The organism is Mesorhizobium sp. M0808 (assembly GCF_040320025.1).
Lineage (GTDB): Bacteria > Pseudomonadota > Alphaproteobacteria > Rhizobiales > Rhizobiaceae > Mesorhizobium.
The window spans coordinates 92,021-113,868 of sequence record NZ_JAMYOX010000007.1 but is presented as its reverse complement, the minus strand read 5'-3'; the positions used below and the strand labels follow the sequence as shown (position 1 = coordinate 113,868).

16 protein-coding genes are annotated in these 21,848 nt (G+C 63.4%); 4 read left to right on the top strand and 12 right to left on the bottom strand.

Annotation, left to right across the window (positions count from 1 at the left end):
• Positions 1-155: 155 nt before the first annotated feature.
• From scpB to NKI25_RS11980, 6 genes are all read right to left on the bottom strand, one after another.
• The gene (gene scpB / locus NKI25_RS12005) at positions 156-935 is read right to left on the bottom strand and encodes an SMC-Scp complex subunit ScpB (protein ID WP_352998512.1); all 780 of its coding nucleotides are present in this window, start codon (positions 933-935) and stop codon (positions 156-158) included.
• Entirely contained in the window at positions 932-1,732 is an 801-nt protein-coding gene (locus tag NKI25_RS12000) for a segregation and condensation protein A (RefSeq protein WP_023678931.1), read from the bottom strand. The genes scpB and NKI25_RS12000 overlap by 4 nt, the downstream gene beginning before the upstream one ends.
• A gap of 58 nt (positions 1,733-1,790) precedes the next feature.
• Positions 1,791-2,810 carry a beta-N-acetylhexosaminidase gene (nagZ, locus tag NKI25_RS11995; RefSeq protein ID WP_352998511.1) on the bottom strand — a complete coding sequence of 340 codons (1,020 nt, stop codon included), beginning with the start codon at positions 2,808-2,810 and terminating at the stop codon, positions 1,791-1,793.
• A 116-nt stretch (positions 2,811-2,926) separates the two neighbouring features.
• On the bottom strand, positions 2,927-6,541 hold the full coding sequence (locus tag NKI25_RS11990; RefSeq protein ID WP_352998510.1) for an SPOR domain-containing protein: 3,615 nt from the start codon (positions 6,539-6,541) through the stop codon (positions 2,927-2,929).
• Between the two features lie 103 nt (positions 6,542-6,644).
• Positions 6,645-8,402 carry an arginine--tRNA ligase gene (gene argS / locus NKI25_RS11985; RefSeq protein ID WP_352467014.1) on the bottom strand — a complete coding sequence of 586 codons (1,758 nt, stop codon included), beginning with the start codon at positions 8,400-8,402 and terminating at the stop codon, positions 6,645-6,647.
• Between the two features lie 61 nt (positions 8,403-8,463).
• The gene (locus NKI25_RS11980) at positions 8,464-9,678 is read right to left on the bottom strand and encodes a deoxyguanosinetriphosphate triphosphohydrolase (RefSeq protein WP_352454504.1); all 1,215 of its coding nucleotides are present in this window, start codon (positions 9,676-9,678) and stop codon (positions 8,464-8,466) included.
• A gap of 73 nt (positions 9,679-9,751) precedes the next feature.
• On the opposite strand from NKI25_RS11980, the gene erpA reads away from it, so the two are divergent.
• The 4 genes from erpA (at position 9,752) to NKI25_RS11960 (ending at position 11,711) form a co-directional block, all read left to right on the top strand.
• A complete protein-coding gene (gene erpA, locus NKI25_RS11975) occupies positions 9,752-10,099 on the top strand; it encodes an iron-sulfur cluster insertion protein ErpA (protein ID WP_031212336.1) in 348 nt (115 codons plus the stop codon).
• 2 nt (positions 10,100-10,101) lie between these two features.
• Entirely contained in the window at positions 10,102-10,491 is a 390-nt protein-coding gene (locus NKI25_RS11970) for a VOC family protein (RefSeq protein WP_352998509.1), read from the top strand.
• Positions 10,492-10,521: 30 nt separating this feature from the next.
• Entirely contained in the window at positions 10,522-11,316 is a 795-nt protein-coding gene (gene xth, locus NKI25_RS11965) for an exodeoxyribonuclease III (protein WP_023678937.1), read from the top strand.
• Positions 11,317-11,393: 77 nt separating this feature from the next.
• Positions 11,394-11,711: a hypothetical protein gene (locus NKI25_RS11960; RefSeq protein ID WP_352587859.1), complete on the top strand. Its 318-nt coding sequence runs from the start codon at positions 11,394-11,396 to the stop codon at positions 11,709-11,711.
• Positions 11,712-11,735: 24 nt separating this feature from the next.
• Here NKI25_RS11960 and NKI25_RS11955 read toward each other — a convergent pair whose 3' ends face one another.
• The 6 genes from NKI25_RS11955 to NKI25_RS11930 form a co-directional block, all read right to left on the bottom strand.
• On the bottom strand, positions 11,736-12,572 hold the full coding sequence (locus tag NKI25_RS11955; protein WP_023678939.1) for a tetratricopeptide repeat protein: 837 nt from the start codon (positions 12,570-12,572) through the stop codon (positions 11,736-11,738).
• Positions 12,559-14,283, bottom strand: coding sequence for a dihydroxy-acid dehydratase (ilvD, locus tag NKI25_RS11950; protein ID WP_352587856.1), 1,725 nt, complete (start codon positions 14,281-14,283; stop codon positions 12,559-12,561). Before ilvD ends, NKI25_RS11955 begins: the two co-directional genes overlap by 14 nt.
• A 279-nt stretch (positions 14,284-14,562) precedes the next feature.
• Positions 14,563-15,783: an outer membrane protein transport protein gene (locus NKI25_RS11945; RefSeq protein WP_352998508.1), complete on the bottom strand. Its 1,221-nt coding sequence runs from the start codon at positions 15,781-15,783 to the stop codon at positions 14,563-14,565.
• Between the two features lie 403 nt (positions 15,784-16,186).
• A complete protein-coding gene (locus tag NKI25_RS11940) occupies positions 16,187-18,970 on the bottom strand; it encodes a valine--tRNA ligase (protein WP_352998507.1) in 2,784 nt (927 codons plus the stop codon).
• A 386-nt stretch (positions 18,971-19,356) separates the two neighbouring features.
• Positions 19,357-20,226 (bottom strand): PopZ family protein, encoded by an 870-nt coding sequence (locus NKI25_RS11935; RefSeq protein ID WP_352998506.1) that lies wholly within the window; start codon positions 20,224-20,226, stop codon positions 19,357-19,359.
• Between the two features lie 199 nt (positions 20,227-20,425).
• A complete protein-coding gene (locus NKI25_RS11930) occupies positions 20,426-21,817 on the bottom strand; it encodes a TolC family outer membrane protein (RefSeq protein WP_352587844.1) in 1,392 nt (463 codons plus the stop codon).
• Between the last annotated feature and the right edge of the window lie 31 nt (positions 21,818-21,848).

Genomic DNA, 21,848 nt, shown 5'->3' with positions numbered 1-21,848 from the left:
CCCAGACGCTGATCTATGCGCTTTCGGGTTCGGATTCAAACAGAACTGCGACAGAGTTCATGAATGAGTCGCCGAAGTCACGCACTTTCGGCACGGCGGCCCGCTACCAATCGGCGCAGTTCCATCCTGCCTGTGGCTTTAAGATGGCGCTCGGCTCAATCTTCCGTGACGCGCGGCGTCAAAAGGCCGAGTTCTTCGAGGTCGATGTCGGTCAGCGGATCCTCGTCGTCGGTAAGCGCATCGGGGTCGGCCGGCGGCAGCGGCACCGAGAAATTCGACGGCATACGGCCGGACAGCAGCCCCGCACCCTTCAATTCCTCCATGCCGGGGAGATCGCGTATCTCCTCCAGCGCGAAATGGTCGAGGAAAATATCGGTCGTGCCATAAGTGACGGGACGGCCGGGCGTGCGGCGCCGGCCGCGCATCCGCACCCAATCGGTCTCCATCAGCGTGTCGAGCGTCCCCTTTGACGTCTCGACGCCGCGGATGTCCTCGATCTCGGCGCGCGTTACCGGCTGGTGGTAGGCGATGATCGCCAGCACTTCGAGGGCAGCGCGGGACAGTTTGCGCTGCTGCACCGTGTCACGGCTCATCAGGAAGGCGAGGTCGCCGGCGGTGCGAAACGCCCAGGCATCGCCGACGCGCACCAGATTGACGCCGCGCCGCGCATAGATCTGCTGCAGGTCGGCCATCGCCGCGGCAATGTTGATGCCGTCGGGCAGTCGCGAAGTGAGCTGTTTTTCGCTGACCGGCTCGGCGCTGGCGAATACGATCGCCTCGGCCATCCGTACGGCCTCCGCCATATGCAGCCGCTCGCCAGGATTCCGCGACAAATTCTGCCCCTGATTTTGTGCCGGGTTTTCGGCGACCGCGCCTTGCTCGGCGTCGTCGTCGACCTTGAACGGAATGACCGAAGCGTTGGCGCGTTCGCTCATGGTGTTACCTCGACTATCTTGATGGCCTGGGCGCGGCCGCGCAGATAAAGCGGCGCGAACACCTGGTCCTGCCGCATTTCCATCTTGCCTTCGCGCACCAGTTCCAGCGTCGCCGCAAACGAACTGGCAACCGCGGTGCGCCGCTCTTCCGGGCCGGCCAGATATTCGACCAGGAAACTGTCGAGCGCCGTCCAGTCGCGCAGCGACCCGATCAGCCTGGTCAGCACGTCGCGCGCATCCTTGAGCGACCACACGCCGCGCCTGGCGATCGTCACATTGGTTATTGCCTGCTTCTGGCGCTGCTGGGCATAGGCGGTCAACAGGTCGTAGAGCGAGGCCGAATAGGCATTGCGCTTCTCGACGATGACCATTTCCGGCATGCCGCGTGCAAACACGTCGCGTCCGAGCCGGTTGCGGTTGACCAGCCGTGCCGCCGCGTCGCGCATCGCCTCCAGCCGCTTCAGCCGGAACTGCAGCACCGCCGCCAGTTCCTCGCCGCTTTCGCCTTCGTCGCCGGGCTGCTTGGGGATCAGGAGCTTCGACTTGAGGAAGGCCAGCCATGCCGCCATCACCAGGTAGTCGGCGGCAAGCTCCAGCCTCAGCGCCCTCACCTTCTCGACGAAGGCCAGATACTGTTCGGCCAGCGCCAGGATCGAGATGCGCGACAGGTCGACCTTCTGATTGCGGGCAAGATGCAGCAGAAGATCGAGAGGACCTTCGAAGCCGGCCACATCGACGACCAACGCCGGATCGCCGGTCAGCCGGGAATCGTCGTTCTCGGCCCACAAGCGGTCCATCGGTGCGGCCTTGCCGGCCTTCAGGTCCAATGTTTCCGCCACTTCGCTTCCTTTGATGCTAGGCCGCCGCGTCGAAATAACTGGCAAATTCGGCCCGAATCTCGGTCTCGTCCGCCACGTCACGGTTCCTGATATAGGTCAGCGCCCGCTCCGCGCGCTCAAACGACTTGCCTTCAAGCCCGGTCGTGCGCGATGCAATGCCGGCCATCTCCTCGAACACGCCGTTGCAGTGAAGGACCAGATCGCAGCCCGCCGCAAGGATAGCGGCCGCCTTTGACGGGAAATCCCCAGAAAGTGCCTTCATCGAGGTGTCGTCGCTCATCAACAGCCCGTCGAAGCCGATTTCGTCGCGGATGATCTTTTCGATGACCTTGCCGGATATGGTGGCCGGGTTCTTCGGGTCGATCGCGCTATAGACGACATGCGCCGTCATCGCCATCGGCAAATGGTTGAGCTCCCTGAACGGGGCAAAATCATGCCGCTGCAACTCGCCGATCGAGGCGTCGACGGTCGGCAGTTCGAAATGCGTATCGGCGAAGGCCCTTCCATGACCGGGAATATGCTTCATCACCGGCAGCACGCCGCCCGCCATCAGGCCTTCCGCCGCGGCGCGACCCAATTCGATGACGGCGCGCGGCTCCTTGCCATAGGCGCGCGCGCCGATGACGTCGCTGGCGCCCTCGATGGGCACGTCGAGCACCGGCAGGCAATCCGCCGTGATGCCGTAGCGCAGCAGGTCGAAGGCATGCAGCCGCGCCATCAGCCATGCGGCACGGGTGCCGGCGTCATGGTCGTCGCGCCACAAGGCGCCGAGTGCACCGGCAGCCGGATAGTTCGGCGCCAGCGGCGGCCGTAGGCGCTGCACCCGGCCGCCCTCCTGGTCGATGAACACCGGCGCATCCGCACGCCCGACGCAGTCGCGCATCGCGGCGACCAGATCGCGGATCTGCTCGGTCTCGCCGATATTGCGCGCAAACAGGATGAAGCCCCACGGGCATTCGTTGCGATAGAAACGGATCTCGTCGCGGGTCAGTGATTTCCCGGCGCAGCCGAGGATCATGGATTTTGATTCGGTCATGCGGAACAGTTTAGAGCTTCGCGCCGACAAAGGGAATCGCCCGCAATTGCCTTCAGAGGTTTCCGTTCACGCAAAAAAGCCGGCGCGGACGCCGGCTTTTCGAGAGGTTTTGGTGCCTAGTGGGACACGAAGCAATTGCCGCCGGCAGCCTTGTAGCTGGTGCACAGTTTGATCGCCTCGTTGCGAGACTGCGCCGGAACGCGGACGCGGTAGAAGGTGCCCTTGCCGGCAATCTCGGCCTTGACGATGTTGGCGGTGCGGCCGGAAAGCACGCTGCCGTAGCGGCGCTGCAGATCCTGATAAGTCGCCTGGGCGCTTTCGACTGTCGGCTGCGAAGCGATCTGTATCGACCACGAACCAGCGCCGGCCGCGGCCGGATCGATGGAAGCGACCTGATCGGGCTTGACCTCGCCGACCACGTCGACCGGCTGGTCGGACGGGCGCTGCGGCGCCACCGGAACCGTGGCCGGGGTGCTGGCGGACTGCTTGCTGGCTGACGGCTTGGCTTCAGCCTTTGTGTCGGGCTTGGGCGCCGGCTGCAGCTTGGAGGTTTCGGCCTGATCGCCGCTCGCCTGGTCGCCACTCGGCTGGTCGCCAATCTTCGGATCACTTGTCAATTGGTCGATCAGGGGCACGGTGCCGGTCTGCGCCGCGGCGTCGGCCTGGGCGGCCGGAGCCACGTGCTGCGGCGCCGGATCGGCCGGCTCGGCAGCAGCCATCTGCGGGGCGGCGGGCGCCGGATCCTCGCGCGCCACGAGCGAGCCGTCAGGTTTCACGACCATGGTCCGTACCTTGCGCGGCGCAACAGCGACGATCTCGGGGGTTGCACCCTTCTCGGCCTCCTGCAGAACCTGCGCGATGCGATCCTCGGACTTGGGCGCCGGTACGGCGGCGGTTTCGGTAGCGCCAGCCGCATTGGCGCCAAGCGCATTGGTGTCAGGCGCGCTGGTGCCGGGCGCGTTGGTGCCAGACGCATTGCTATCAGACGCCTCGGTGCCGGGCGCGTCGATATCGTCTGCGGCATCGGGGTCATTGGGCGAAAGATCGACGACGCGGCTCTCCGGTTCGTCGGCCTTCAGGTCCAAAGGCTCTTCGGTGTTGGTGACCAGCTTCTGCTGAACCGGCTCGGCGGGCTTGGCGCCCTTGACCACAGCGTCATAAACCTTGTTGTCCTGGTTCGGCACGACGGTGCCGCCTGGATTTTCCGGCTTGATCTTGATCGGCCTGTTGTCGGCCTTGACGATAACCGGCGCATCGCTGCCGCTCTTGCCGCCGAGGGTCAACGCAAAGGCGCCAAGGCCTCCGGCGATCGCCACGGCGCCGACCACCGCACCTATCAGCAGCCCGCGCCTGCGCGGCTGCCTTTCGGCCTCGCGTTCGGCGAGGCCCGGAACCGACATCTCCTCGTCCAGTTCGGGATCGTAGTCGAGCTCATCGAAGGTGAAATCGTCGGCTTGCGAAACCGGCTGGCCGCCAGGCAATGGGCCCAGATCGAAACCGTCCGCTGCATCGGCATAGGAAGCGGCCGCCGCGCTGACGGGGGCTTCCGCAGGCTTGGCGCCATAGGCGCGCGTCTCGCTACGATCTTGCTTGTAGCCAGACGCGAAGCCGGCATCGTATTCATCGTCATAGCCAGCACTGCGCACCGGGGCAGGCGCTATATCCGTGGCATTCATTTCGGTGAGAAGGCTGGCAAAATCGGCATCGAGATCGTCGTAGGCGGGCGCCACCGGCTCGTCATCGTCGAAGTTGAGCTCCGGAATGTCGAGATCGTCCGCCAGCGCCACGACGCGCTCGGGCACGTCGACCGTCTCGACATCGGGCATCTCGTCATAAGCGGAAGGCTGTTGATGCGAGCTTGGTGCAGCTTCCGTGTAGGCGGGCCGATCTTCATAGGATGGCCTCTCTTCGACCTGTGCGGCCCGATAGGACGGCGTTGCAGCCGGCTGCGGCGCTGGTGCCGGACGCGCCGAAGCCACCGGCTGGCTTGCAAAGGCAGGCTGAGGCTGTGCGACCGGCGTCACGCGGCTCCACGAGCGGGCCGGCTCGGGCGGCGTGGCGCGTGTCGTCAGCCAGTTCAGCGCATCGAGCGGGTCTTCTTCGGCAGCAGCTGCCGCACTCTTGTCGGCCGAGTCATGATCCAGGCCGATATTCCTGGCGAAGTCGGCATCGAGCGCATCGCTGTCGAGATCATCCGCGGGTCCGGCAGCGGCTTCAACACCGAAATCCTCGCCTTCAAGCTCATCGAGGAGGACACTGCCAAGTTCGGCGTCATCGGCGGCACTGGACTGCGGCGGCTCAGCGGGCTCGTGCTCGTCGAGTTCCCAATCCAGCTCGTCGACAGCATGCACCGGTTCGTTGGCGACGTCTTTGACCGCCGCCATTGGCTGTTCAGCGGCCACTGCTGGCTTCTGAATTACCGGCGCGATAGGCTGCTGAACAGCCATCACGGGCTTCTGGGCAGGCTGCTGGGCAGACTGCTGGCTTGTCTGAGGTTCGTTGACCGCTTGTGCCGGCCGTGTGCTCATCGCACCGAGCAGCGCGTTCAGTTCGTCTTCCAGGCTGCGTTCCTCAGCCACTGGGGCCGTCGGGACGACAGCGGCCGGCGCCACTGGTTCGGCCGCAACCTGCGCCACGGGCTCTTCGGCTTCCTCGGCAGGCGCATCGTCGAAGCTCAGATCGAAATCGTCGTCGAACGCCGCTTCAGCGGCCGTGCCGGAAAGCCGGGCGGCATCTGGCACTTCGACAAACTCCGGTTCTTCGATTTCGGCAGGCCCGTTCGAGCGAACGTCGAAGTCCATGTCGACATCGGCCATGGCATCATCGAAATGGCCGGCAAGATCCTCATCGGCCGAAACCGCCTCAACCGGCGATGCCGGGGCGGCGACGTTTTCCGCCGGCTCATGCTCGTCGAACATCAGCTCGTCTTCGAGCGAGCTTGCAACGGCATCGTCGAACTCGTCATCGAACGCGGCCGCTTGCGCGGCGGTTTCAACGGCGACGGTCTGCTCCATCGGCTCATGCTCTTCGAGCATCAGCTCGTCTTCGAGCGAACTTGCCACGGCGTTGTCGAACTCATCGTCGAAGGCGGGCTCGTCGACCGGCTCGATCGCCTCGGCTGCGGCCCTGGGTTCATCCTCGCCGGTCACCGCGATCTTGGCCGTCACATCGTCGTCGTGCCGAAAATCCTGGTCGACAGAGGCGGCAAGTTCGTCGTCACTCGAAAGGTCGTCCTCGAACGGCGACACGTCTTCGAGCGAGCCGGCGACGGCGTTATCGAACTCGTCGTCGAACTCCGGCTCGACAGCGGGAGCGAACGCCCTTTCGGGGGCGGAGGCAATTTCGTCGGCGGCAACAGGAGTTGCTGCAACAGGAGCAGCATCATCCGCCGCATTGTCGTCGAACGCGAAATCCTGTTCGAACGAGGCAGCAAGCGCGTCCTCCATTTCGTCGGCGGCGGCCGGTTCGGGTGTCGGCTCGCGAAGCTTGGCAGAGGAAGCATTGTCATTGGCGTCGGCGCCGAATTCGCCCATCAACTCCTTCTCGAGATCGATCTCGAAATCGCCCTCGTCCACCGACGGTTCGGCGGCAGCGGTTTTCGGCTGGGCCGGCGTTTGCGGTTTGACCGGCTGGCGCGGGTCGAACCCCATGATCCTGGTCAGTTCCGCGAACGGATCATCGTTGGCGATGTCGTTGTGGTCGGCTGCTCTCAGCTGGGTTCTGTCTGCCATTATTGTTCCCGAACTCGCACTCATTCGGACGCCATGGACGTCGCGTAGGGTTGGCCCTTACCAGCGCAATGTGGGCAAAAGGTGACAGGTTTTTTACTCAAACCTAACGCATTTCGGTGGGCGCATTGGCTCCGATCAGCGTCAGGCCGGACGTCAAAACGTCCGAAACAGCCTGCACCAGCCCTAGTCTGGCATGCGTCAATTGTCGGTCGTTAACCTTAACAAAACGTAAGTCGGGATTGTCGGTGCCCCGGTTCCAGTGTCCGTGGAAGCTGGAAGCGAGTTCGTAGAGGTAAAATGCCAGCCGGTGGGGCTCGAGCGCGAGCGCCGCGGCTTCGATCAGCCGAGGATATTCGGCGAGCTTCCTGATCAGGCCGATCTCCCCCTCATCGGTCAGCAAAGCCACTTCGGCGGCCAGCTGGTTGCGGTCGAACATGGCCTCGCCCAATTGCTCGCTCGCCTGCCGGAACACCGAATGGCAGCGCGCCGAGGCATACTGCACGTAGAACACCGGATTGTCCTTCGACTGCTCGGTCACCTTGGCGAAGTCGAAGTCGAGCGGCGCGTCGTTCTTGCGGTAGAGCATCATGAAGCGAACTGCATCTCGTCCAACTTCTTCGATGACCTCCCGAAGAGTGACGAAATTGCCAGTTCGCTTTCCCATCCGCACCGGCTCGCCGGCGCGAAAAAGCCTCACCAGCTGGCAAAGCAGCACGGTAAGCTTGACCTCGTCGCCGGCAATCGCCCGGGCAAGCGCTTCCAGCCGTTTCACGTAGCCGCCATGATCGGCGCCAAGCACATAGATCAGGTCGACGAAGCCGCGATCGACCTTGTCCTTGAGGTAGGCGACATCGGCGGCGAAATAGGTGAAGGTGCCGTCCGACTTGACCAGCGCCCGGTCCATGTCGTCGCCGACCGCGGTCGAGCGGAACAGCGTCTGCTCGCGGTCCTCCCAGTCGTCCGGCTTCTCGCCCTTGGGCGGCGGCAGCTTGCCCTTGTAGATGTGGCCCTTCAGCGTCAGGTCGCTGATCGCCGAGCGTATCTTGCGGGCGTTGTTCGCATGCAGCGTCCGCTCGGAGAAGAAGACGTCGTGATGCACGTTGAGCAGCGCCAGATCCTCGCGGATCATCGCCATCATCGCGTCGATCGTCCTGTCCTTGACGATGGCAAGCGCCTCCTCGTCCGGCATCTGCAGCAGGGAGCGGCCGAATTCGCTGGCCAGCGCCTGGCCGACCGGGACGAGATAGTCGCCTGGATAAAGCCCGGCCGGAATGTCGCCGATTTCCTCGCCGAGCGCCTCGCGGTAGCGCAGCATGACTGAGCGGCCGAGCACGTCGATCTGCGAACCGGCATCGTTGATGACGTATTCCTTGGTCACGTCGTAACCGGCGAAGGCCATCAGATTGGCGAGCGCGTCGCCGACCACGGCACCCCGGCAATGGCCGACATGCATCGGGCCGGTCGGGTTGGCCGAGACATATTCGACATTGGTTTTCTTGCCGCCGCCGATAGTCGAGCGGCCGTAATTGCGGCCTTCGCCGAGCAGCGCCGTCAGATGCGCCTGCCAGAAGCCGTCCTTGAGCCTGAGATTGACGAAGCCCGGGCCGGCGATCTCGGCGGCCGCGATATCCTCGTCGGCGCGCAGCGCCTCGGCCAGCCTTTCGGCCAGCGCACGCGGGTTCTGGCCGGTCGGCTTGGCCAACACCATGGCTGCGTTGGTCGCGAGATCGCCATGGCTGGCATCGCGCGGCGGCTCGACGGCGATGCGCGACAGGTCCGGCGACACGCCATCCTTGTCTTTCAAATCAAGCGCTTCGACGGCCTTTATGATTCGCGCGTTGAAATCGGCGAAGATGTTCATTGCTGTGGCTCTGACGGTTTTGCAGGGATCCGGCTCGTTGGCCGGCAAAATCGCGCCCGCCCTAGCTCAAATCCGGCGTATGGTCAAACAAACGCCTGTGTTCCTTGAGCGCATAAGTGTCCGTCATGCCGGCCAGGAAATCGGCAACACTGCGCGCCTTGACGCGGTCCTCTGCCCGATCGAGCCCTTCGCGCCAGCCATCCGGCATAGCGCGCGGATCGGCGAAATAGACGTCGAACAGGTCCCTGACGATCTGGTCGGCATCGGCGCGCACCCGCATGACCTCCGCATGCCGGTAGAGGTGTTTGTAGAGAAAGGCCTTCAGCTCCTTTTCCAATACGGCCGTCTCGGCGGAGAAGCTCACCATCGGCTCGCCGGCCGCCCTTACCGCTTCGGCGCTGCCGGGCTTGATGCGCGCCAGATTGGCTGTCGTCGAGACGATCACGTCCTCGACCATGATAGTGATCTGCCGGCGCATCAGCTCGTGGCCGGTGCGTACGTCATCGAGCGCCGGATAGCGCTGACGCACGCCCTTGAGGATCGATCCCGGCAGCGAGACGCCCTCCAGCATATCCAGCGTCAGCAGCCCTGCCCTCAAGCCGTCATCGATGTCGTGGGTGTTGTAGGCGATGTCGTCGGCAATCGCCGCACACTGCGCCTCGATACCAGCGAAGCGGTCGAGCTCGAGGTCGTGCAGTTCGGAATAGTCGCGGATAGCCTGCGGCACCGGCCCCTTCAGCCCTTTCCCCTTGGCATCGGTCAGCGGGCCATTGTGCTTGACCAGCCCCTCCAGCGTTTCCCAGGTGAGGTTCAGCCCATCGAACTCGGCATAGCGCCGCTCCAGCCGCGTCACCACACGCAGCGACTGCGCATTGTGGTCGAAGCCGCCCCAGGCGGCCATCTTCTCGTTCAGCGCGTCCTCGCCGGTATGGCCGAAGGGCGTGTGGCCGAAGTCGTGCACTAGGGCCACCGCCTCGGCCAGGTCCTCGTCGCCGCGCAGCGCCCGCGCCAGAGCGCGTGCGATTTGCGCGACCTCGATCGAATGCGTCAGCCTCGTGCGGTAATGGTCGCCTTCGTGTGCGACGAACACTTGCGTCTTGTGCTTCAGCCGGCGGAACGCCGTCGAATGGATGATGCGGTCGCGGTCGCGCTGGAACGGCGTGCGCGTCGGGCTTTCCACCTCGTCGAACAGCCGCCCGCGCGACTTCGCCGGGTCGCTGGCATAGGCCGCGCGCGGCCGATAGCCGAATCCGATGTCGCCCAACTCGTTGGTCATAGCGTATGCCGCAGTTGACTTGCCCCGTCGCGCTTCATACCTATCATACGAAACCGAATGCAAGGTGACGCCCATGGGCGCTGATGCCAAGACCGCCATGAAAGTCGAGATGACCGACGCCGCCGCCAGGCGGATCGCCAAGATTGTAGCGAGCGAAGCCGGTAAGACGGCCGTGCGCGTTTCGGTCGAGGGCGGCGGCTGTTCCGGCTTCTCCTACAAGTTCGACCTGGTCGACAGGCGCAATGACGACGACGTCGCCATCGAAAAGGACGGCGCCACCGTGCTGATCGACGACCTGTCGCTGGTCTATATGGGCGGCTCGGTGATCGATTTCGTTGACGATCTGATGGGCCAGTCGTTCCAGATCAGAAACCCCAATGCGGTCGCCTCCTGCGGCTGCGGCACCAGCTTCTCGATCTAGAAATGCCCGACATCGGCGCGGTCCGTCAGGTCGCGCTTTCCGCCGGGCGCGACCTCGATGCAACGCTGGCGTTCTGGCGCGAGGTGCTCGGCATGAACCTGCATGCGCGTTTCGATCCGCCGGGCATCGCCTTCATCATGGCCGGTGACGTGCGCCTGCTTTTCACCGACGGCCTGCCTGCCGGCACCGTCTATCTCGACATCTCGGGCCTCGACGAGTTCCACGCTTCGGCCAAGGCCGCCGGCGTTCCCTTCACCGCGCCGCCGGCGCTCGTCCATCGCGACACCGAAGGCCTGTTCGGCCAGGCGGGGGAAAGCGAATGGATGGCCTTCCTAAAGGACCCGGCAGGCAATACGATCGGCCTTGTCGAACGTCATCCACCGGATCGCTAGTCTCCGGACCACCAGCCTATCGAGGCCGTCATGAAAATCGTCACCTGGAACATCAACGGCGTTCGCGCCCGCATCGGCAATTTGACCCATTGGCTGACGGAAAGCGCGCCCGACATCGCCTGCCTGCAGGAGATCAAGACGGTCGACGAGCAGTTTCCCCGCGCCGAGATCGAGGCGCTCGGCTACAATGTCGAGACTTACGGCCAAAAAGGCTTCAACGGCGTCGCCATCCTGTCGAAGCTGCGTTTCGACGAGGTCAATCGCGGCTTGCCGGGCGACGATGCCGACGAGCAGGCGCGTTTCATCGAGGGCGTGTTCTCGACCGACAAGGGCGCCTTGCGCGTTGCCTCGATCTATCTGCCGAACGGCAACCCGATCGACGACGAGAAGAAGTTCTCCTACAAGCTTTCCTGGATGGCGCGACTTGAGCGCTGGGCCGAGGAGCGGCTTGCACTGGAAGAGCCGCTGGTTCTGGCCGGCGACTACAATGTCATTCCCGAGCCGATCGACGCGAAGTATCCGGAAAACTGGCTAAGCGATGCGCTGTTCCAGCCCGCGACGCGGCAGGCGTTCCGGCGGCTGAAGAATCTCGGCTTCACCGAAGCCGTGCGTGCCGTCACCGACGCACCGGACATTTTTACGTTCTGGGACTATCAGGCCGGCGCCTGGCAGAAGAACAACGGCATCCGCATCGACCACCTGCTTCTGTCGCCCGAAGCCGCCAACTGGTTTTCCTCGGCTTCGATCGAAAAACAGGTGCGCGCCTGGGAAAAACCCTCCGACCACGTGCCGGTGGCGATCGATCTGGCGCTGCAGCCGGCCTGACCGGAGCTGCTGTCCGGCGGCACATTGATAAGTTGACCTCTTATCGCCACAAATCGCGTGCTTGATGAGAAATCATCATGGTGGCTGGGGTTCCCATGACTACTCGATTTGCACTTTGCCCGATCGGCTGCGCGCTTGCGATGGCGGTGGCGACGCCGGCCTTTGCCGATGCAGAGTGCCTGGCTAACGGCAAATCATTCGAGATCGGCCGGGTGGCTTGCCTGACGCCTGCCGGCCAAAGCTACCTCGCCCGTTGCGAGATGGTGCTCAACAACACGTCCTGGACAAAGCAGCGGGATGGCTGCCCGGAGAACACGCTGGCCCCACATCTGCAGGGCACGCCGATCTCAACACCGGCGCCCAGCGGCATGCCGGCGGAACCGACCGAGAATTGATTTCAAAACGGAATTTCTGCCGGCCTACTGGTCGCCGCCACCCTTGGTGAGGATGTCGTCGGCCAGCGAGATCGCGGTGCGGCGGTCGGCTTCGCCGGCGGCTGCAAACGCTTCTTCCTGCATGCCGCGGATCCATGGCTGGTCGGCGGGTGAGGCCCGTTCGAGCGCCGCGGTCATCATCGCCAGCCCCCGCACGATCTTGCCGCTTTGGAAAAGCAGGTTGCCGAGCGTCGCCTGCGCGCCCGCATGGCCCTTTTCGGCCGCCAGCTGGAACCAGCGTCCGGCCTGCTTGACGCTGGCCTTGACGCCGCCCTCACCCTTGAGGAACATCTGGCCCATCTCGAACTGGGCGTTCGGATTGCGGTAGTTGGCGGCGGCACGCATGTAATATTCCTGGGCCGCCACTTCGTTCTCCTCGACGGGGCTGCCGGGAATGCCCTTCCTCAGATAGTCGCCAAGCGCCACCAGCGCGTCCGAAACATAGCTTTCCTCGGGCGAACCGGGCTCGACATCCTGGTCGACGATCTCGCTGAAGAACTTGAATGCCGCGTAGTCGTCTCGCGCCACGCCATCGCCTTCGGCATACATGCGCGCAAGCTTCCAGGTGGCGCCGATCTGGCCGTTCTCGGCGGCATATTTATAGGCTTCCGCGGCCTGCTCCTTATGGCCGTTCTTGTAGGCGGAAAAGCCGAACTGGAACACCGCCCAAGGGCTCGACTGCGGCTTCACGCCGGTCTTGTCGTCGAACACCTTATCGTCGAAGGCCATGGCCTGGCCGACGGCGCCCAAGGTCGCGCCAAACGTGGCGAGCGCAACCAGTGCCGAAAGGACAGACGACCTCAACAACTCAGATGTCCGCATAGCAGTGTGTTTCTTTGGCACCGCCGGGATGGGTGACCGCGCCGTCGCGGGCAGATCCGACCGTCTGTGCGTATTTCCAGATCGCGCCCGACTGATAGTCGGTCGTGCGCGCCTTCCATGCTTTTGCCCTCGCCGCCAGTTCGGCTTTGGACAATGCAACCTCGATCGTGCCGTTCACCGCATCGATCGAGATCAAGTCGCCATCCCTAAGCAGCCCGATCGGGCCGCCGACAGCCGCTTCCGGCCCGACATGGCCGATGCAGAAACCGCGCGTTGCGCCCGAAAAACGCCCGTCGGTGATGAGCGCCACCTTGCCGCCCATGCCCTGGCCGTAGAGAGCCGCCGTCGTCGACAGCATTTCGCGCATGCCCGGGCCGCCGCGCGGACCCTCGTAACGGATGACGAGAACCTCGCCTTCGCTATAGTTACGGTGCGTAACCGCTTCGAAACATTCCTCTTCCGAATCGAAGCAGCGTGCCGGACCCGAGAATTTCAGTTCCGCCATACCAGCGACCTTCACGATCGCGCCTTCGGGGGCAAGGTTACCCTTCAAGCCCACGACCCCGCCGGTCTGGGTAATCGGCCTATTGGCGGGACGGACCACATCCTGGCTGTCATTCCAGGAAACATGTTCCATATTTTCGGCCAAAGTGCGGCCGGTCACCGTCAGGCAATCGCCGTGAAGATAGCCATGGTCGAGCAGCGTCTTCATCAACAGCGGAATGCCGCCGGCCTCGAACATGTCCTTGGCGACGTATTTGCCGCCCGGCTTGAGGTCGGCGATGTAGGGTGTCTTCTCGAATATCCTGGCCACGTCGAAAAGGTCGAACTTTATCCCGGCCTCGTGCGCGATCGCCGGCAGATGCAGCGCCGCGTTGGTCGAGCCGCCGGTGGCCGAGACCACGGTCGCGGCATTTTCCAACGCTTTCATAGTAACGATGTCGCGCGGGCGGATGTTCCTTGCGATCAGCTCCATGATCTTTTCGCCGGAAGCGAAATTGAAGCGGTCGCGCATCTCGTAGGGTGCCGGCGCGCCGCAGGAATAGGGCAGCGCCAGGCCGATCGCCTCAGCGACGGTGGCCATGGTATTGGCGGTGAACTGGGCGCCGCAGGAGCCGGCCGACGGACAGGCGGCTTGCTCGATCTCGAGCAGCTCGGCGTCGCCGATCGTGCCGACCGAATGCTGGCCGACCGCCTCGAACACGTCCTGCACGGTGATCTGCCGGCCACGGTAGCTGCCGGGCAGTATCGAGCCGCCATAGATGAAGATCGACGGTACGTTGAGGCGCACCATGGCCATCATCATGCCGGGCAGCGACTTGTCGCAACCGGCCAATCCAACCAGCGCATCGTAGCAATGGCCGCGCATGGTGAGCTCGACCGAGTCCGCGATGACCTCGCGCGACACCAGCGACGACTTCATGCCCTGATGACCCATGGCGATGCCGTCGGTGACGGTGATGGTGCAGAATTCGCGTGGCGTGCCGCTGGCGGCCGCCACGCCCTTCTTGACCACTTGCGCCTGGCGCATCAGCGAGATGTTGCAGGGCGCGGCCTCGTTCCAGCAGCTGGCGACACCGACCAGAGGCTGCGCGATCTCGGCCGCCGACAGCCCCATCGCATAAAGGTAGGAGCGATGCGGCGCCCGCTCGGGACCAACGGTCACGTGGCGGCTCGGCAGCTTGGCCTTGGAGATCGCTCTGGCGTCCATACTCGTCCTTGCCGCGGGCGGTGCGGCCTGCCTCTTCGCCTAGCCTTTTGGCGCATGTCCCGAGACAAGTTCGAGGTGCGCCGGGTTTATGGCGGGAAATGGGCAATGTTCCCGGGCGGCCGGGTGGCGCGAGGGTTGTTCAGAAACTGTTGCCAAAACGTCACAATTACAGAAGCGAACATCATGGGGACAATTGTTGCGCCGGCCGAATGCCGGACGCCACGCATCCAACCAACGGCCGGGCAGTGCCCGGCCGTTTTGTCGTTTAAAATTTAATAGTTAGAACTTGATCTTGACGGAAGCCGAACCGGCGAGAAGCAGGTCGTTGCCGTAGGTATAGGTAACGGCATTCGCCACGTCGCCGACACCGCTGAAAGTCGATGACCCGCTCGTCAGCACACCGATCGAGCCGCCGAGCCTGACCTCGACCTGGTCGTTCGGCGAATAGGAGACGCCGCTGGCAACGGCCCAGGTATCCGACTGATAGCCGGAGGTCGTCGAGGTGCCGCGATCCCAGGTCAGCGAAACCACGCCCGACAATTGATCGGTGAACTTGTGCCCGATACCGCCCGTGACCGTCCAGCCGTCGCGATAAAGCAGGTCGAACGAAACGGGCGAGGGCAAACCGGTTACCGGACTGCGCACGCCATTGATGGCAATGACGCCAAGCTTGCTCCACTCCTGCCAGCGGATGGAACCAAAGGCCAGCCAGCCAGGAGCTATACCGCTCTGCAGCTTGAATTCCAGAGCCTGAGGTATCTCAGCCGACGCCGAGACTGGGTACACGTCGGTAGAGCCAGGAATCAGATCCGCCGGAAAGGCGCCCCTGAAGCCGGTAGTGTCGACGGTTCCCGATAGCCCGTCATATTTGTAGCTTGAAGAGTACATCAGGCTGGCGCGCAGGGCGATCTCGGGGATCTCATAGGCTGCGCCCGCACGCCAACCCCATGCCTCGTCGGATAGCTTGAAGACGCCGAGGCCGGTATTGCCGAAGGCGAGCAGTGTCTGGCGGGACAGAAACGCGTCGACCTGCTGGTAGGAGACACCGCCGATGAATCGTATGGCGCCCTTGCCGACGTTCATCTTGTACGAGCAGGTGAGACCGAAATCGTCTGTGTCGACGGCGTATTTGACCGCTGTCGGCGAATAGGCGTTGTTCATGCCGAAATTCGCGTCCGCACCATACGGTCTCGTATAGGTGGCAAGACAGTCTACGGGCTCAAAGATGTTGGCCTTGATGCCGACATGCGGCACCGCATAATCGCCACCAACGTCCACCGCTGATGTCGACAAACCCGAGCCATCGAGGCGCTGCACATTCTTGAGTTTGCGCTGTGGCGAAACATAGGTGACGCCTGCGTCGAACGAATATGGCGCCGCGTCGAACAGCTGGTCGATATTGACGCCGCCCCGGTCAAAGCCCCCGGCTTGCACCGTCCCAGCCAAAGCCAGCGAAAAAGCCCCCGCGCCCAGCAGCACTTTCAGACGCGAATAACACATGAATCTCCTCCCCGAAATATCCTTGCATCAAGCTAGAACCAATTCAGGTTAACGGCGCAACAACGAATTCGCCGTGCGTACATGTACACCTTGGCTGAACGCATTTCCGACAAGGTGTCGGCCTTCTTACCGAGGCGGGAAAATGGCCGCCACGATACAGATCGGCGAGAAAACTCGGGAAAACCCCCTAAATCACTAAAGAACAGGGCATTTTGCCTGCCCAGTCAGCCATTGTTACATTATGGCAACAATGGGGCAAAAACATTCAGTTTGCCTCAAGATTTACGCTGCGGAATGCCTGTTTTCGTGGCAGGCGGCCTGTCTGGAAGGCAGATTCGTGACCGGCGAATCTATTGCGGCCAGCAGGCCCAATTTGTTTGATCAGCCGGCCCAATCTGTTCGATCAGCCGGCATCGCGCACCCGCGCCAATGCCACCGAAAGCTTCTCTTGCGCCTCGCGATATTCGGCGAGTTTTTCACGCTCGGCCTCCACCACCTCTTCCGGCGCGTTGGCGACGAATTTCTCGTTGGACAGCTTCTTGTAGAGCCGCGCTATTTCCTCGGTCACCTTGGCAAGCTCCTTGTGCAGGCGCGCTGCCTCGGCGGCAAGGTCGATCAGGCTGCCGAGCGGCAGGCAGATCGTCGCCTCGTTGACCACGATCTGGGCGGATCCCCTCGGTGGCGCCTCGGCGAGCGAGATGTCGCCGACCCGCGCCAGACGCTTGATAGCCGAGCCCTGACGCTCGAGCCTTTCGTGTGTCGCGTCGTTGGCGCCGATCACCACGAGCGGTGCGATAGCCGCCGGTGGCACGTTCATCTCCGAACGCACCGAGCGGATGCCGGAGACAAGGTCGACCAGCCAGTTGATATCGGCGGCGGCCGCCTCGTCCTCGAAGTCGGGCGACGGCCATGCCGCATGACAAAGCAGCGATTGCCGTTGCCTGCCCTCGCCGGCGGTTTCGGCCCACAGTTCCTCGGTCATAAACGGCATCATCGGATGCAGCAGCTTGTAGATCTCGTCGAGTACGAAGGCGACGCATGCCCTGCTCTCGGCCTTGGCGGCCTCGTCGGTGCCCATGAACACCGGCTTCAGCAGTTCCAGGTACCAGTCGCAGAACTGGTTCCAGACGAAGCGGTAGGCGGCACCCGCCGCCTCGTTGAAGCGGTATGAGGTGATACCGTCCGTTATGTCCCGCGCGGCTCGCGTCAGCTCCGTCAAGATCCAGCGGTTGACCGCCAGCTTGGCGTCCTGCAGCCAGAAATCGTCGTCGCGCGCCACTTCGTTCATCTCGGCGAAGCGCGTCGCGTTCCACAGCTTGGTGCCGAAATTGCGATAACCGGCAATGCGGGCCGGATCGAGCTTAACGTCGCGCCCTTGCGCCGCCATCACAGTCAAGGTGAAGCGCAGCGCATCGGCGCCGTATTCGTCGATGAGCTCGAGCGGATCGATGACGTTGCCTTTCGACTTCGACATCTTCTGCCCGTTCTTGTCGCGAACCAGCGCATGGACATAGACGGTATGAAACGGCTCCTGATCCATGAAATGCAGGCCCATCATCATCATGCGGGCGACCCAGAAGAAGATGATGTCGAAACCGGTCACCAGCACGTCGGTCGGGTAATAGGTCTTCAGCTCCCGCGTCTGGTCCGGCCAGCCAAGCGTCGAGAACGGCCACAGCGCCGACGAGAACCATGTGTCGAGCACGTCCTCGTCGCGGGTCAGGATCTCGCCAGGCTGGAAATTCTCAAGCTTGTCCTCGACCCAGGCCTTCCACGGCCCTTCCAGCGCCAGATAATATTCGACGGCGGCACCGAGCGCCTCTTCCTCGGTCTTTTCGACAAAGACATGCCCGTCCGGCCCGTACCAGGCAGGGATCTGGTGACCCCACCAGAGCTGGCGCGAAATGCACCAGGGCTGGATGTTTTCCATCCAGTCGAAATAGGTCTTTTCCCAGTTTTTGGGCACGAAATTGGTACGGCCCTCGCGCACCGAGGCGATCGCCGGCTTGGCCAGTTCCGCCGCATTGACATACCACTGGTCGGTCAGAAACGGCTCGATCGGCACGCCGCCGCGGTCGCCATGCGGCACGGCGTGGCGATGCGGCTCGACCTTTTCGAGAAAGCCGCCCGCCTGCATCAGTTCAACGATCTTCTTGCGCGCATCGAAACGGTCCAGACCATCGAGGCTGTCCCAGACGGCCTGGCGCTCCGGTGTCACGTCCAGTCCGGCGAGAAAGTCCTCATTGTCCTTGAGGCTCACCGCCGCATTGACGGTAAGGATGTTGACCGCCGGCAGCCGGTGGCGCTTGCCGACCTCGAAGTCGTTGAAGTCATGCGCCGGCGTGATCTTGACCGCACCGCTGCCTTTTTCGGGATCGGAATACTCGTCCGCCACCACCGGGATCCTGCGGCCGACGATCGGCAGGATGAGGTTCTTGCCGACGAGATGCCGGAAACGTTCGTCGTCGGGGTGGACGGCGACAGCCGTATCGCCCAGCATCGTCTCCGGGCGGGTCGTCGCAACGGTAATGAAGGTCTTCGGATTTTCCGGATCGAAGGTCATGCCTTCGACTGGATAGCGGAAGTGCCAGAGGTTGCCGTTGACTTCCTGCTGCTCGACCTCGAGATCCGAGATGGCGGTCAACAGCTTCGGATCCCAGTTCACAAGGCGCTTGTCCTTGTAGATCAGCCCTTCCTTGTAGAGCGTCACGAACACTTCGAGCACGGCCTTGGACAGGCCCTCGTCCATGGTGAAGCGCTCCCGGCTCCAGTCGGCCGAGGCCCCGAGCCGCTTCAGCTGGTTGAGGATGGCGCCGCCGGACTCGGCCTTCCACTCCCACACCTTGTCGATGAACTCATCTCGCGTCAGGTCGCGGCGGTGGATCTGCTTTTCCATAAGCTGGCGCTCGACCACCATCTGCGTGGCGATGCCGGCATGGTCCATGCCTGGTTGCCAAAGAACGTTCTTGCCGCGCATGCGCTCGAAGCGCACCAGAATGTCCTGCAGCGTGTTGTTGAGCGCATGACCCATATGCAGCGAGCCGGTGACATTCGGCGGCGGGATGACGATGGTGAAGGCTTCAGCCCCCTCCTCGGCCCCGGCGCCGGCCCGAAACGCGTCGGCCTCTTCCCATATCCTGGCAATCTTCGGCTCGACGGCTTTGGCGTCGTAGGTCTTTTCGAGCATGGGAAAACGGTCCGCGCTGTCCGGAATTTGTGGTCCGGTGTAAATCGGAAGGTTGTTGCCAAGTCAACCGCAAGGGCATGGCCGATAGATAGCGCCGGGATGGTTCGGTGCAACTCGCGGAACTGAATGTTGCACGGCAATCGCTTCAGGTTTGCGCTGCCCCTCATTGCCCTGCGGGGGATTTCTCCCCGTATAGTGACGGGGAGAAAGACGCCTGTACTGAAGCTTTCGCCAGTCACAAACGTTGCGGAAAAGGCGCCTAAATTGCGGTCAACCCCTTCTCCCCGTCACTATACAGGGAGAAGGTGCCGGCAGGCGGATGAGGGGCAGCGCCGACTTCGACAATTCGCCGGTCGAGCGCCGCCCATTGGCGGCTCTCCGAATTGCTACTGCGCGCCGCGCGCGACGCGCTCGATTTCCTCGCGCACCAGCCGCTCGACCAGCGTCGGAAGGTTGTTGTCCAGCCAGTCCTGCAGCATGGGCCGCAGCATCTCCTCGGCCATCTCGTCGAAAGTCTTCTTGCTGCGGCTGGCAAACGCGTCGGAAAGCTCGCCGAAGGCGGCGGCAACCTGCCGGCCCGTATGCTCCGAAAGGATTGCCGGACGTGCGGGCGGCGCCTCGCTGGCCGCCGGACGCGCCAATCCGATTTTCGAAGATTCCGGGCCGATTTTCGAAGGTTCCGGGCCGCTTTCCGAAGACTCCGGCCCAATTTCCGAAGGCTCCGGCACAGATCCAGCAGTCGCCTCGTTCTCAATAACCTCGGCTTTCGGCTCGGCGTCCGGCGTCCGGAGTGGCTCGGCGCGCTCCGGCTTGGCCATCGCGTCGCCAACCGCGGCGATCTCGCGCCGCCAATCGGCGATGATGGTGTCGGTCGTCTCGGCAGCCTTGGCTGTCGCAGGCCGATCCGGCTTTGCGGGCGGTTCGGGAGCGGCGTTCACCTCAGCCAGCGTCACCGCTGCCTTTACCGGGCCGGGACGCAGCGGCGTTTCCAGGCGCTCAATGACCGGCGCGGTCGTTGGCTGCACCTCGGCGCGCGTGGCCGGCTTGGCGATCTCCAGTCCGCCGCGCAGTTCGGAGCGGAACGCATCCGCCTCCGCTGCCCGTCCGGCTGCCGGCGCCGGTTGCAGATCCTGGCGCAGCTCGTCCGCGTCGCCCGGCTGCTTGCGGCCGGTATCGCTGTCCTCGATGATCCTTCTGATGGAAGCCAGTATTTCTTCCATGGAAGGTTCGCGCTGTACGCTGCTTGCCGTCGCCATCGTCACATCCGCCGCCCTTGTGACTCGTTCTCAGATTTCCGGTCCGGCAATGCCGGATTCGAATCATGGCAACAGCGTAACCGACGGAACGGCTTGCGAGAATCCCCAATCTGGCGACATCTCGGATTTCAACAGATTAGGGTCGGGAGTTGAAAGCCCGCGCGTCGTTCGAGCGCGGGCTGAAAACAAGGCTTGGCGATCAGCGGCCGTCCGGCGTACGCAGGCCGATCCACTTGTCCTTGACGGCGTTGTAATGCTCTTCGGGCCTGTACTTCGTCACGTTGAGCGCAAGGCGGTCTGCCGACAAATGGCCAACCGCCGAGAGGATGGCATAGCTCGCCACCACCACGTCGCGTTCGGCGCTGACAAGATTGATCTTGGCAGTGATGAGGGTCGCCTGCGCGTTGAGCACGTCGAGCGTGGTGCGCTGGCCGACATTGCGCTCTTCGATGACGCCGTTCAGGGCAAGCTGCGCGGCGGCGACCACCTGCCGGTTGGCCGTGACGCTTTGCTGCGCGGCGGTGTATTGCGACCATGCCGAGGTCACCGCTTGGCGCACGGTGTCGCGGCTGACATCGACCTCGATACGGGCCTGGCTAAGTGATTCCTTTGATTGGCGAACCAATGCCGAGGTCCGGCCGCCGGAATAGATCGGTATCGTCAATGTCGCGCCGATGTTCGCCGAATTGGTTACGCCATCCTGTGTCGAGGAGAGCGAGCCGGGCGCGGTGCCGCGAAAGGCGCTCGAAACACCTGCCGACGCCGATAGTTGCGGCAGCAACGCGCCCTCTGCCGACTTCACCGAAAACCCCGCCGCGTCGACCAGATGCGCGGTGGCGAGGATGGCCGGATGCTCGGCCGATGCGATCGCGATCGCCGCATCGAGGCTCGACGGCAACAGCTTCGACACCGGCGAAGCCGGCCTGAGCCTGCCCGGCTCGTCGCCGACGATCTGGCGATAGGTCGCAGCGCTTGCCAGCGCCGTCGCGCGGGCGGCGCTCAACTGCGCCACCGCGGAGGCACGCTGGGCGTCGGCTTGCGCGACGTCGGTGCGCGTACCTTCGCCGACCTCGAAGCGCGAACGCGCCGCACGCGCCTGCTCGGTCAGGAATTGCAGATTCTGTTCGGTCAGCACGGCGACCTGGCGGTCGCGGATAACGTCCATATAGGCGCTTGCCGCGTTGAAAAGAGTGTTTTCTTCGGCGTTGCGCAGGCTTTCGAACGAAGCGCGGACCCGCGATTCGGCGGCCGCCACATTGTTCCTGGTCTGAAAACCGTCAAACAGCGTCTGGTCGATCTCGACGCCGAAGTTGCCGGTGGTCAACGAGATGTTTCGGTGCAACCGGTTGCTGTGACTGGCGGTATAATCGATGCTCGCGGAACCGGTGATGGTCGGGCGCCAGCCCGACTTGGCGATGGCGACGCCCTCGTCGGTGACACGAACGCCGGCGCGTGAAGAATTGAGCGAGGAATTGTTTTGGTAGGCCTTTGAAAGGGCCCCGATGATCGTTTCGGCCGAGGCGGCCATTGGAGACAGCGCTGTCGCCGAAACGAGGACAGCGGTAAAAAGCAACTTGCGTACAGACGGCACGTTATATTCCCTCATTCGTTTTGCACGGGAA